General features: G+C 51.2%; 10 protein-coding genes and 1 pseudogene. 7 read left to right on the top strand and 4 right to left on the bottom strand.

Annotated features, from left to right (window positions below):
- Positions 1-27 precede the first annotated feature (27 nt).
- The 4 genes and pseudogenes from ACYVHB_RS05745 to ACYVHB_RS05730 all read left to right on the top strand — a co-directional run.
- Positions 28-2,490 (top strand): annotated as a pseudogene (locus tag ACYVHB_RS05745) (family 78 glycoside hydrolase catalytic domain); the annotation flags it as partial.
- Positions 2,467-2,841 (top strand): alpha-L-rhamnosidase C-terminal domain-containing protein, encoded by a 375-nt coding sequence (locus tag ACYVHB_RS05740; protein WP_461051027.1) that lies wholly within the window; start codon positions 2,467-2,469, stop codon positions 2,839-2,841. The pseudogene ACYVHB_RS05745 and the gene ACYVHB_RS05740, both read left to right, overlap by 24 nt.
- A 263-nt stretch (positions 2,842-3,104) precedes the next feature.
- The gene (locus ACYVHB_RS05735; RefSeq protein WP_461050468.1) at positions 3,105-6,218 is read left to right on the top strand and encodes a PVC-type heme-binding CxxCH protein; all 3,114 of its coding nucleotides are present in this window, start codon (positions 3,105-3,107) and stop codon (positions 6,216-6,218) included.
- 103 nt (positions 6,219-6,321) lie between these two features.
- Positions 6,322-7,263: a hydroxypyruvate isomerase family protein gene (locus ACYVHB_RS05730; RefSeq protein ID WP_461050466.1), complete on the top strand. Its 942-nt coding sequence runs from the start codon at positions 6,322-6,324 to the stop codon at positions 7,261-7,263.
- Positions 7,264-7,350: 87 nt separating this feature from the next.
- Here the strand turns inward: ACYVHB_RS05730 and ACYVHB_RS05725 are convergent, their stop codons facing one another.
- A complete protein-coding gene (locus ACYVHB_RS05725) occupies positions 7,351-7,659 on the bottom strand; it encodes an isoamylase early set domain-containing protein (RefSeq protein WP_461050464.1) in 309 nt (102 codons plus the stop codon).
- 374 nt (positions 7,660-8,033) lie between these two features.
- Here ACYVHB_RS05725 and ACYVHB_RS05720 point away from each other — a divergent pair, with 374 nt between their 5' ends.
- Complete coding sequence (locus tag ACYVHB_RS05720; protein WP_461050463.1) at positions 8,034-8,603, top strand: DUF308 domain-containing protein; 570 nt, start codon at positions 8,034-8,036, stop codon at positions 8,601-8,603.
- Between the two features lie 68 nt (positions 8,604-8,671).
- Here ACYVHB_RS05720 and ACYVHB_RS05715 read toward each other — a convergent pair whose 3' ends face one another.
- From ACYVHB_RS05715 to ACYVHB_RS05705, 3 genes are all read right to left on the bottom strand, one after another.
- A complete protein-coding gene (locus ACYVHB_RS05715; RefSeq protein ID WP_461050461.1) occupies positions 8,672-10,162 on the bottom strand; it encodes a TonB-dependent receptor in 1,491 nt (496 codons plus the stop codon).
- A 90-nt stretch (positions 10,163-10,252) separates the two neighbouring features.
- Entirely contained in the window at positions 10,253-11,770 is a 1,518-nt protein-coding gene (locus ACYVHB_RS05710) for a S41 family peptidase (RefSeq protein ID WP_461050459.1), read from the bottom strand.
- 186 nt (positions 11,771-11,956) lie between these two features.
- Entirely contained in the window at positions 11,957-12,310 is a 354-nt protein-coding gene (locus tag ACYVHB_RS05705) for a YraN family protein (protein WP_461050457.1), read from the bottom strand.
- Positions 12,311-12,403: 93 nt separating this feature from the next.
- On the opposite strand from ACYVHB_RS05705, the gene lipB reads away from it, so the two are divergent.
- Both lipB and ACYVHB_RS05695 read left to right on the top strand, forming a co-directional pair.
- A complete protein-coding gene (gene lipB / locus ACYVHB_RS05700; RefSeq protein WP_461050455.1) occupies positions 12,404-13,162 on the top strand; it encodes a lipoyl(octanoyl) transferase LipB in 759 nt (252 codons plus the stop codon).
- 11 nt (positions 13,163-13,173) lie between these two features.
- The gene (locus tag ACYVHB_RS05695; RefSeq protein ID WP_461050453.1) at positions 13,174-13,578 is read left to right on the top strand and encodes a hypothetical protein; all 405 of its coding nucleotides are present in this window, start codon (positions 13,174-13,176) and stop codon (positions 13,576-13,578) included.
- Positions 13,579-13,626: the final 48 nt, after the last annotated feature.

The raw sequence follows: 13,626 nt of genomic DNA, 5'->3' as shown, positions 1-13,626 counted from the left end.
TCAGTCCTTCAAGCACTCAACATCGCCATGAATTATAGAGTCATATGCCGCGTCCTTGTCAGCCTGCTGGGTAGTCTGGCCGGACCTGCTTTTGCGCTTATCGCCCAATCGTCGGGCAACGTAATGCCCGTTAATCTGCGTTGCGAGTTCAGTGATAATCCGCTGGGCATCGAAACGACAACTCCTCGTTTGAGCTGGCAACTGACATCGTCCCAGCGTAATCAGAGCCAGACTGCTTATCGCATTCTGGTGGCCACCTCGCCCGAAAGCCTGCAAAAAGAGCAGGGTACTATGTGGGATTCGGGGAAGCAAATGACCGACCAGTCGTTGCTGGTGCCGTATGCCGGAAAGCCTCTCATGGCCGCAGAGCAATATCTCTGGAAGGTGCAAGTCTGGGATAAAGCCGGTAAGCCATCGGCCTGGAGTTCGGCGGCTCACTGGCGAATGGGCCTGCCTACGGCGGCTGACTGGGGCAGGGCGCAGTGGATTGCGCTGGAGAAAATGGACCCGAAGCAGCGGGTTGTGCCCGCTGTCGAGTTCGGTAATACGCTGGAGTCTCAGCACAGTCGGCCCGATTTAATGACGGCCAAAAACGTCCTGCCGCAGTTCCGCAAAGAAATCAGGGTCCAGAAGCCGGTCAAAAGTGCCACGGCCTTCGTGTCGGGGCTGGGGCATTTCGAGTTGTTTCTGAATGGCAGCAAAGTGGACGACCACGTGCTGGACCCCGGCTGGACGCAGTACAATCAGGTAGCGCGGTACGTCACGTTCGACATCACGAAACAAATTAAAAACGGAGCGAATGCGGTCGGGGTGATGCTCGGCAACGGTTTTTTCAACATTCCCAACGAGCGGTATAAAAAGTTTGTCCTGACCTACGGCTACCCGATGTTCATTGCCAACATCCTCATCGAATACGCCGATGGTACGACGCAGACTGTAGTGAGTGACACAAGCTGGAAAGCCACCAAAAGCCCGATTACGTTCAGCAGCGTATTTAGTGGTGAAGATTACGATGCCACGCAGGAGCAGACCGGCTGGATGAACGCCGGGTTCAACGACCAATCGTGGCAGACGCCCGTTGTGGTGCAGGGACCATCTCAGCTGTCGGCGCAGGAACAGGAGCCGATCAAAATTCACGAAACATTCACGGCGGGTCGGCCGAAAAGCCCGACGAAAGGCATTTGGGTGTATGATCTGGGGCAAAATATGTCGGGGCTTCCACAACTGACCGTCACCGGCAGGCGCGGAGCCAGCGTTAAGATGACCCCCGCCGAACTGCTGACCGACAGCAGCTTGGCCGATCAGCGGGCGGTGGGTCCCGTTGTTTTTTTTACGTACACACTGCGCGGCACCAGCGCAGAAATCTGGCACCCGGAGTTCACCTATTACGGCTTTCGGTACGTGCAGGTGGAAGGAGCCGTTCCCGCCGGTGAACCCAATCCCGACAACCTGCCGGTCGTTCAGGCAATCAACGGGTTGCACACCCGCAATGCGGCCCGCCGGGTGGGGTCGTTTACCAGTTCCAGTCAGCTATTCAACCGCATCAACACCCTGATCGACTGGAGTGTCCGAAGCAATATGGCCAGCATACTAACCGACTGCCCGCACCGCGAAAAACTCGGCTGGCTCGAAGTGACGCACCTCATGGGCAACTCGGTTCGCTACAACTACGATATCGCCCAATTTTACGCGAAAATGGTACACGATATGCAGTAGGCTCAAACACCCGACGGACTCATTCCCAGCGTTGCGCCGGAGTATCCCCGATTTGGGGGCGGATTCCGGGACTCGCCCGAATGGGGCAGTGCCGCCGTGATTCTGCCCTGGTATCTATATCAATGGTACGGCGACCGGCAATTACTGACCGAGAGCTACCCGATGATGCAGAAATACGTAGATTATCTGGCCAAAAAAGCAGAAGGCAACATTCTGACGCACGGCCTCGGCGATTGGTATGACCTCGGTCCCAAACCGCTCGGCCCTTCCCAGCTTACGCCCAAAGGCATCACGGCAACGGCAACCTATTACTACGACCTGACTATTCTGGCCCAGACGGCCCGGCTACTTGGCAGAACCGACGAAGCCGCCAGCTACGATCAACGGGCAACGGCAGTGAAACAGGCGTTTAACCAGACGTATTATAATCCAGAAACGGCGCAATACGGAACAGGAAGCCAGACAGCAAATGCGATGGCGTTGTACATGAACTTAGTCGAACCCGAAAACCGGACGGCTGTCTCGGTCAGCCTGATTAAGGAAATAAAAGCCCGAAATAATAGCCTGACGGCGGGCGACGTGGGCTACCGCTATCTGTTGCTGGCCTTGGGTCAGGCGGGCGCATCGGACGTCGTGTTCGACATGAACAGCCGTACAGACGTGCCGGGCTACGGCTATCAATTGCAGAAGGGTGCCACCGCCCTGACCGAATCCTGGCAAGCCAACCACGACGCGTCAAACAACCACCTGATGCTGGGCCACCTGATGGAATGGCTTTACGCGGAACTGGCAGGAATTCAGGAAACCCCAGCGTCGATAGCGGGCAAAGAGCTGGTCATTTATCCAAAAATGGTGGGTGATGTGAAAACCGTAGACGCCAGCTATGACTCACCGTATGGCCGGGTTAGAAGCCAGTGGAAAAAGGACGGTTCTCAGGTCGAACTGACGGTAGATGTACCCGTCAACACAACAGCAATTGTCTACGTACCTGCCGATAAGCCGACTTCGGTAACCGAAAGCAGTCAGCCCATTAGCCAGCAGAAGGATATTCAGTTTGTGCGGCAGGAAAAGGGGAATTCAATGTATAAAGTTGGTTCGGGGACGTATCGATTTCGGGTTAATTGATACGATGGCTACTTTTCACCGTCAACTCAGATTTTCGATTGGTCCAGTACCAAAGCTTAGACCAAAGTAACGGGCAAGATAGCTGATAGAAATCAATGAGGAAATTTACGGAGTATCCTCCTTTAGTAGACGAGTGGCGGTGGCCTCCTTATTTTCTACGTTGCGCATACAAAATAGATAAACAGTCAGTTGCGTATGTCGGGCCTGATTTATGGCTATATTTACCCGTTAAAATTCAACCCGTTGTCTTCCCGTTTTAACTCATGAACAACGTTCGTTTTCCTAAATTTTCGACCCTCTCCCGACGAGCAATAGTCGTGTCGGCGGCTGGTTTGCTGGTGGGTGGCACCTTCATTGGAGCCTATCAGAACCGCAATCTTAACGCGGCTTCGAGCAATTACCTGACTACGCTGTTTGCCCAATTAACGGACGATGACAAACGAGACCCCAAGTACGCCGTTGGCAGTTTGAACGTAGCACCGGGGCTGGAGGCAACGCTGTTTGCGGCTGAGCCGATGCTTAAAAATCCAACCGACATCGACGTGGACGCCCGAGGCCGTGTATGGGTATGTGAGGCTTATAACTACCGCCCGGCCATCAATGGCAACCCAACCGATACCAAAGGCGACCGGATCGTAATTCTGGAAGATACCAACGGCGACGGCAAAGCCGATGTCAGTAAGGTATTTTACCAGGGGCAGGAACTCGAATCACCACTTGGAATTTGGGTGCAGGGCAATAAAGTTATCGTCTCCGACAGCCCGAATGTGTGGGTGTTCACCGATGAGAACGGCGACGACAAGGCCGACAAGAAAGAACTATTATTCACTGGCATTGGGGGCGAACAGCACGACCACGGCATGCACACGTTCGTGTTCGGCCCGGACGGCAAATGGTACTTCAATTTTGGTAATGCCGGTGAGCAACTGTTGGATAAGGACGGCAAGCCCGTTGTAGATGTTGCGACCGGCAAACCAATTGATAAGCAGAATTTCAAACAGGGCATGGTGTTCCGTTGCGATCCCGACGGAAAGAACGTGGAGTTACTGGGCCAGAATTTCCGGAATAACTACGAAGTAGCCGTCGATTCGTACGGTACCTTGTGGCAGTCGGACAATGACGATGACGGAAACAAGGGCGTCCGCATCAACTACGTTATGGAATATGGCAACTACGGCTATACCGACGAACTGACCGGCGCGGGCTGGCAGGCCAATCGCACCAACCTTGAACCTGAAATTCCCAAACGTCATTGGCACCTCAACGACCCCGGCAGTGTGCCAAACCTGCTTCAGACCGGAGCTGGCTCGCCAACGGGCATGATCGTCTACGAGGGTAAGCTGTTGCCCCAGCAGTTCCAGGGGCAGATGATTCACTGCGATGCCGGTCCGAATGTGGTGCGTTCCTACCCGGTGCAGAAGGACGGCGCGGGTTACAAAGCCGAGATGGTGAACGTGCTGGAAGGTGCCCGTGATCAATGGTTCCGGCCCGCCGACGTGTGTGTGGCCCCGGATGGTTCGCTCATCATTGCCGACTGGTATGATCCCGGTGTGGGTGGGCACCAAGCCGGTGACCAGAGCCGGGGCCGCGTGTACCGCGTTGCTCCGGCCAACTCGCCCTACACTATGCCGAAGATCGATGTTTCAACGACTGAAGGAGCCATCGACGCGCTGCAAAGTCCGAATATGTCGATTCGCTACGCTGGCTGGCAGAAACTGCATGAAATGGGAAAGAAAGCGGAAAAGCCGCTCGCCAAATTCTACAAAACCGTCGCTGACCCGCGTCAGAAAGCTCGTGCTCTGTGGCTGCTAAGCAAATTGCCCGACAACCGAGGTCAGCGTTACGTTCAGGCCGCCCTGACCGATGCCAATCCCGACCTGCGCATTACGGCACTGCGGGCCGCCCGGCAGATGCCCGGCGATATTACAGCTACGGTGAAGCAATTGGTCAACGACGGAGACGCGCAGGTGCGCCGGGAATGCGCCATTGCGCTACGGGGCAGCAAGTCGGCCGAGGCTCCGGCGTTGTGGGCACAATTAGCCAATAAACACGATGGTAAAGACCGCTGGTATCTGGAAGCCCTCGGTATTGGTGCCGAGGGTAATTGGGATACATACTATACGGCATGGACTAAACAGCTTAACGGAGATCCACTCGCCAACGCCGGTGGCCGCGACATTGTCTGGCGTGCCCGTACGAAGGAATCCGTACCGATGCTGGCTAAATTAGCGGGCGACCCGAGCACGGACTTAAGCCAGCGGCTGCGCTATTTCCGGGCGTTCGATTTCAACCCCGGTGCGACGGAAAAGTCAACTGCGTTGCTCGCTATATTACAGGCGAACAGTGGCTCTTCGGATGTAACAAAACTGGCGCTGCGTCACCTCGACCCTGCCTTCGTGAAAACATCACCCGTGGCCACAAACGCGCTGAATAAACTCATGAACGATGTATATGGTACGCCCGAATACGTCGAACTCGTGACCCGTTACGAACCAGTATCAGAAAACGTCCGGCTGAAGCAGTTGGCTATTCAAAAGGCAATGGATGGTATGGGTAGGGACGCGGCTAAACAACTGCTTAAGCAGAAAGGTGGACCATTAGTGTGGGAAGTTATTGACGGCAATGACCCGGATGCCGCCATGAACATGCTGGTAGCTCTGCGCCGGGTTGGCAATAAAGAGTCGATTGACATACTAAAAACCGTTGCCTTAGATGAGAAACGACCAGTAGCGCTCCGCCGGGAGGCAACCCGTTCGCTTGGCGGTAGCAACGACGGCGAAAATGAAGTAGTCGCTTTGCTAAAATCAGGAAAAATCAACGGCGAGTACAAAGCTGCCGCTGTACAAGGCGTGAGTGGCGCCTGGCGCAAGCAAATTCGGCAGGAGGCCGCCCGTTACCTCGATGGGGGTGCCGAAACAGGCAGCAAGAAACTACCCGCCATGACCGAACTGTTAGCCATGAACGGCGATGCGACGAAAGGCGTCAACGTATTCAAAACCAACTGTTCCGTTTGCCATCAGGTAAATGGAGAAGGTATGGACTTTGGTCCGAAACTGTCCGAAATTGGTTCTAAACTCCCTAAAGAAGCACAGTACCTTGCTATTTTACATCCCGACGCGGGCATTAGCTTCGGCTACGAAGGCTGGGAAGTGAAATTTAAAGATGGCAGTACAATGGCCGGAATCGTTTCGAGTAAAACCGAAACGGATTTGCAGATGAAGTTTCCTGGTGGTGTCGTATCAAACTATAAAATGGCCGATGTAACGTCGATGAAGAAAATGGATGCGTCCATGATGCCCTCGGGCTGGCAGGATGCCATGAGCACACAGGAACTGGTCGATTTAGTCGAGTATCTGGCGAGTATGAAAAAGAAATAATATCGTTTCTTTGCAAGACCCCTTTCCTGAGGGGGCATCTTCAACTGGAGGATGCTCCCTTATTTTTTAAGCCCCTAAACGCAAACCTACATACTCACTTGTCATGCAACGACGCAACTTTGTTAAATCAACCCTTAGCGCAGCCGGGTTGGGTGCGGCCAGCTTTGGCGAATCAGTAGCCGCCAACTGGCATGCACAGCCTAACTTCTTAGCCAAGAACAACTTCAAACTTGCCTACGCACCACACTTCGGGATGTTTGAGAACAGTGCAGGCAAAGACCCAATCGATCAGCTTAAGTTTATGGCCGACATGGGCTTTACGGCTCTGGAGGACAATGGCATGATGGGCCGCGACCCGGCCCTGCAGGAGAAGATAGGAAAGGAACTGACCCGCCTTGGTATGACAATGGGCGTTTTCGTGCTTGATAAAGGCGGTAACTCGCAGAATACCCTGGCCGCTGGAAGGCCCGAATACATCGAAATTTTTTTGAAAGGCTGCCGTCGGGCGGTCGAAACGGCCAAGCGCGTAAACGCGAAATGGACAACGGTCGTGCCCGGCGATTTTGAGCGCAACCTGCCCATTGGCATTCAAACCGGTCACGTTATCGACGCGTTGCGCCGGGGAGCCGACATCCTGGCACCAGCCGGTTTAGTGATGGTGCTCGAACCACTCAGCGATACTCCCAACCTCTTTCTGAGAACGTCAGACCAGACCTACGAAATCTGCCGGGGCGTCAATAGTCCATCCTGCAAGCTCTTGTTTGACATTTACCACATGCAGAAAAACGAAGGGCACGTTATTCCGCATATCGACTGGTCCTGGAGTGAAATTGCTTATTTTCAGATCGGTGACAATCCTGGTCGCAAGGAGCCAACAACGGGTGAAATTAATTACAAAAACATTTTCAAACACGTTTATAAAAAGGCCAAAGCGGAGAATAAAGAATTTGTTTTTGGCATGGAACACGGCAATTCGATGCCCGGTAAAGACGGCGAGATGGCATTAATTAAAGCCTACATCGAGTCGGACAGTTTTACAGTGTAAAAAAAGTAGCAGTAAGGGGTAAAAGGGATATAGGGTAAGTGACTGTTGACAGTACTTACCTCATATCCCTTTTACCCCTTACTGCTCTTACAATACCACCACCGAGTTTTCGTCGGGCGAAACTCCGCTGGCTACATATTTATCGGCGGCCCAATCATTCTCCCAAGTCGTACCATCCAGAATGTAGCGGTATTGATATTCGCCACCTACGGGCAGTTCAACCGTTGTTTTATACGAACCATCTTTCTGCTTCTTCAGTACCTGAGCGCTGGCATCCCAACCATTGAATTCGCCAGCGACAGCGACCGTCTTAGCACCATTGACAGCTTCGGCTGGCAACGCAAACGTTACTTTACAGACAGGCTTACTTTTGATGAATTGTTTGGCAACCGCCATGATGAGTCTTTGTTTGGTTTACATCGCAAAATTATATAACAAAAACGTTAAGTTCATAATTATCAACACATTATATATAGAATATCTTTAAAAGTTTATAATCAATGTGTTTTGATTTATAATTATTGGTCTAAATGCAAAGCCATTATTCACAATAGTATTCATAGACAGTTTTTTCCAGACAATTAATAATTTACCTGTTAAGACACTTTTATCATAGTAAATCAGTACGCTACATAAGGCAAACCAGCGGTTGGAAATAGCCAATCGCAACACCACTGATCTAAACAATTCTGCGTGTTACCTTGCTCACTAAACAAACAACCGTGCCCCCGCGTTGTGAAGCATACAAATCAATGTAATATCAAAATCGAATGGAACGTAATAATCCGACAACTCAACGCTGGTGGCTTATGATTGCTCGTGGCGTACTATACATTTTGATTGGTGCCGCCATGTTTGTTTTTGCCAATTCTTACTCAGCGCAGTCTGGTCACGTAATTGGTGCAATGGCGGCCATTGCCGGTATCTGTCAATTAATCTTTTCTTTCACAAATCAACAAGCGGATAAAAATAATATTTGGGGCGTTCTGCACGGAGTCACCGATGTCGGCTTTGGCGTGGCTATCTTCATCTTCTCTGAAGGCACAATCAAAGGTTTTGTGGACGTGCTGGGCTTTTGGGCCATGATGTACGCCTTTTTGCAGGCGGTTCAGGCGATGTATTCGTTCATGGCGGCTCGGGGGGCGGGCGTCGTCAGCAACACCAGTTTCATTCACTTTGGAAACGTTCTGGTCGCGGGTGGTCTGACGTTTACGCTCTTGCTCCGCCCAGCGGGTTTCGACGATTCAATGGGCTTCATTGGCATCTTCCCCATTATTCTCGGCATTCTTATTATTGTGCTGACCCGACAGATGCGGGCACAGGCGGAGCGGTCATTTTAAGTGTATTGGTTTATCATCCCGACCGGTCCGCCGGTGCGGCAGGAGGGATCTCAAATTTCCGCTGTTACCTACGTCTGATTGGTCAGAACAACGCCGTTTGCAATCTGCTGCTCCTGTTTCTGGCGTACCTGTTGCCCAATGGGCACGTATTCAACATCAGAGGGGTAGCCGAACAAGCAATAATCTTTGATTCGTTTGGCCACTCGTTCGGGTACCATCTGCTCCCAGCCCTCCTGTCCTTCCTGAATCATCGTCAGCACATTATCCGTAGAGATGTGCAGGTTTTGTTCGTTGTAATCCGTAATATCCTCGATTTTGTCATTCCTGACCAAGTACTGAAATAACGGCTCCAGCGTTGGCGGAAGTTTGAACTCATTACAAGTGTAAATGGAGCCTTCTTTCAACGTTGGGTACACGAACAGCTTCACCTTTCGGCTAAACAGCGTGGCAAACGACTCCAAGATACCGCCCGGCAGGAACTCATAGTGGCCTTCCTCAAAAATGTATTCCAAATTCGGAATACCCACTACCAGACCAATCTTCAGCCGGGTCAACCGCGCCAAGTATGCAACCAACTTATAATACTCTAAGTAATTAGAAATCATTACCGTCTGACCCATCGAGCACAGAATGTCGACTCGATCCAGAAAGTCTTTCTCGTCAATGCCCTGCTCGTTGGCTTTTAAGTTGTGTAGCGTTAACTCAGCCATCGAAATCACGCGGTTAGCGTCGACATCAGGTTCAGCTTTAAATTGCTTCACTCCGTTCTCGATCATGTCCATCTGCACGTTGGTGACGGGTCGCAACCGTCCACGCATGACCAGAATGTGTTTTTTATACAGCGCTTCCGATGGTTGCAACACCTGCCCGTCCGGTCCGAACAGGGCGGCATCCGTAAAACTATTTTTAACCAAATGCAACGTCATCAGCCGGTTGTCGACATCAACAAAATCAGGCCCATTGAATCGGATCATATCGATCTGTATGCGTTCCAGCAAAAGATCGTCCATTAATGAAAGCACCAGCGTTTCGGGTGATTTGGCGTAATAATAACAGCCGTAAATCAGGTTAACACCAATGACTCCCAATGCCTGCTGTTGCAGCACATTTTCATTGTCGAGCATTCTGACGTGGATGATCACGTCGTTGAAACCCGCCTGCGGGTTCAGTTGAAACCGGCACCCGATCCAGCCGTGGGCATCATTCGTTTTCTGGTAGTTAAGCGCGACGACTGTGTTGGCGAAAGCAAAAAACGTTGTGTCGGGACCGCGCTTTTCGGCCAACCGCTTATCCAGCAAACTGTACTCCCGGTTGAGCATTTTTACCAGGCGCGATTCTACTACGTAGCGACCACTTTCCTCCACGCCGTAAATGGCGTCGCTGAAGGTCATATCGTAGGCCGAGATGGTTTTGGCAATTGTACCCGAGGACCCACCAGCTTTAAAAAACATCGCGGCTGTCTCCTGCCCAGCACCTATTTCGGCAAATGAACCGTATATTTTGCGGTCGAGGTTAATACGCAGTGCTTTTTGCTTCGTACCTATATTTTTTTCGTACATCGTATGGGGCGGCTTGCTGCTGATAAAGTTACAGGATAAAACACCAAAAGCAGCCTTGTGGGGCTGCTCCTGACGTAAAATTGTGTATGATTATTGGGGCAATGTTAGCAACTTATCGGTAAAAAACATATTGCTGCCACCCGCTTTGCGCTCAATGGATGAGCCAACCGACGTAACAGGCCGCTCATCCGATGCGGCCCGGCGTGCCGTGCGCGTACCCGTAATCTGGAATAGTGCCTCGCTTAAGTAACGTTCCGTAACGTCGCCCAGCGGTTTGAGCGCCAGCGGTTCGCGCAGTTCGACGGTTGGAACGAAACCCGTTGAATAATCCGACTGATTGTCCTTGTTGAAGGACTTCGTCGTAATGGGCTGCATTCCCCACTTGATACGCTTGTTCTCCGTATCTTCAATGGTGATAGACCCCACGTTCTTGCCGTATGAGGTTCGGCCAATGGTAAATACCTGCTGATTGAAATACGGTTTCAACCCGTTGATCATCAGCTCACTGGCCGAAGCGGTGCTACCCGTCGTGAGCACGTACACCCGTTGCAGCTTGCTACCAATGTTGTTAGGCTTATTAGATTGCAGGTAATCGTAAAAGAAGTCGTCACCGTATTGTTTTTTCAACTCCGGCGTAATCGTCGCGTTCCACTCTTTGCGGGTGAACACCGACTTCGTGCCCGTGATGCCCCTAGCAATCAGGCTGGCCATGTTCGTGGCCGAGGAGACATACCCGCCCGGATTATAACGAAAATCGAGAATCAGTTCGTTAACGCCCTGTGCCTTGAATTTGGCAAAAACGTTGTCGATCTGATTGTCATACGTTTTGTCGTTGGGCCCTCCAGGACCCGTCACAAATTGATTGTAAACCAAATAACCAACCTTCTTACTGCCAATCGTATACACTGAATCTAAATAAACCGGGTTTTCCTGAAAAACAACCGCCGTTACGGACCGCGTTACGTCGGTGTCTACCGTAACTGTTTTCGTTGGATCTGCTTTACCAGCCTCGACTCTGGCTAAGCCGTAGGTTTTCGTATCGCCCTCACCAAATAACAGATCACCGAAGAAAGATGCACCCGGCGTGTTGCTCAGCGTTACCCCGTTGACCTTCGAGATGATATCGCCCCGTTTAAAACCAGCTTTGGCCGCCGGTGACCCCGGCAGTACGTACAGAACACTGGCAACAACGTCAGCCGATCCCTCACTCCGTAAATAATACGTCAGTTCCATACCTGTTGTCTTCGACTGGCCACTCAGGCTGGCTTTTAAATCGTCAGCGCTCTCCTGAATCCAAGAGAAACGGTCGCCGGTCGGGTTGGTGGTCGCGTTGAACTTGTATAAGATCGAATCAAAAAACTTGTCAGGGGTTAACGTTTTGTCAGGATTGGCCGGAATCTTGTCGTTCCAGTAATACAGGAGCTTCATGTTTTCCAGAATCCAGTCGTTAACTTCTGCTGACGTAACGGCTCCAGTAGCTACCGTTGTCGATGTCGTTGGTGCCGTTATGGGGGCTACTTCTTCGGGTGTCTTACAAGAACTCAGCAGAAACGCGCCAAAAGCCAACAGGGGCAAAGCGGTACGCAAAAAACGGGTTACTACGTTCATAAACAGTTGAGTTGGATTGCCATTGGGTTGTCTATAGTAAACGAATTGAAGACCAAAAAAGATGCATTATGGCCTATTTAATCAGCCATAATGCATCTTTCTTAGACAGTCTCACTACGGCGTTCAGCGCCACATTGGGGGCAATTCGTAAAATGGACGAGCAGCAAACTTCCCTGTTTTTCACCCTCAGAAAAATGCATCTTCCACGTGATTTATCCGCATTTCATTGCCCACTATTGACACAGCCACAATATCAAAACGAATATCAAACTGCCAGTTGTGGCTGAAGATGTAGTGTTCGGCGGCTTTCATCACCAATTTGGCTTTGGTGTACGAAACGAACTCCTCCGGATTACCAAAACTGAGGTTGGTCCGGGTTTTGACTTCAACAAAGACCATCAGCTTTCCTTTCTTGGCGACGAGGTCAATTTCGGCGTGCTGGTAGCGGAAGTTACGGGCCATAATTTCGTAGCCTTTCTCCTGCAGGAATCGGCTGGCTTCGGCTTCACCCTGTTTGCCGGTTTCATTGTGCTGAGCCATTGACGGTGGGGTTTACTACGGTACGGGTCGAACGAAACCCGGCTATCCTATTGTTATTAAAGAGAATGCGACCTTCGCATGTTCCGTAAAACAATGAATAGTCGCGTCAATAAACAAGTAGAAGTCAGGGAATTAGGATTGGTTGAGTATGGGGCAACCTGGGATGAGCAGGAGCGGCTGTTTGCTCAGATCGTTGACCAGAAACTCCGGAATCGAACCCTTCCCGACGACGCGCAGCTACCCACCCCCAATTACCTGCTTTTCTGCGAACACCCGCATGTGTATACCCTCGGCACGAGCGGCCACACCGACAATTTGTTAGTGGATCAGGATCGACTTACCAATGAGTTGGGCGCGTCGTTCTTTAAGATTCGGCGCGGGGGCGACATTACGTACCACGGACCCGGTCAGTTGGTGGGCTACCCCATTCTGGATCTGGATAACTTTTTTACCGATATCCACCGGTATATGCGGTTATTAGAAGAAAGCATTATCCTGACCCTCGCCGACTATGGCCTGAATGCAGGGCGGATCGACGGCTTAACGGGCGTTTGGCTCGACAACGAAGGCGGTCCCGAGCCAAGGAAAATCTGCGCAATGGGCGTGAAAGCAAGCCGTTGGGTAACGATGCACGGCTTTGCCTTGAACGTTAATACGGATTTGAGTTATTTTAACCATATTGTCCCCTGTGGCATCACCGATAAGGCGGTTACGTCGATGGCGGCTGAGTTGGGCCATTCCGCATCGCTGACCGAAGTAGCTGACCACGTTTGGAAGCACATGAGTGGGTTGTTTGAGATGAAACTGATCGAAACAGTTGAAACACGGAGCGGTAGGCCGTTGCGTGTTTAAGATAATTAGTGATGAAGAAAGACATTAATTTTTTGCCCGTCGAGGGCGTACAGATAGCCATAGCGCGAAAGGAAAACATCATTGGCGGGTACGATTGGCAGGTGTTTTTGATTAATCAGAAAGACGTACCCATCAAAACGGTGTTTGTGACATCGAAAGGCTACGGTCTCAAGGACGACGAAGAGCAAAAAACATCCACGCTCCGGCATTTCTTTGTGGAGGTGCAACCCGGTGCGCACGAAGTTGTCGAGTCGATTATGCCCGATGTATTTCATCTTAACAATGAATACTGGGTTAGCTACTACATTGATAATCAAGTTTTTGACAAGAAATATATTTTTGTGCCGGATAGCATTGTCGAAGAGCATTTAGTACCTATCCCTGCGCTGGGTCTGGAAGGTATTCTGCACGCATAAGCATCCGGCAAGATAGTTGACTATGTCCTGATGTCAGTAGTTATGTAC

Source organism: Spirosoma arcticum (assembly GCF_054779955.1).
Note: the sequence above shows the minus strand (reverse complement) of the source record. Positions and strands in the feature narration are given on the sequence as shown.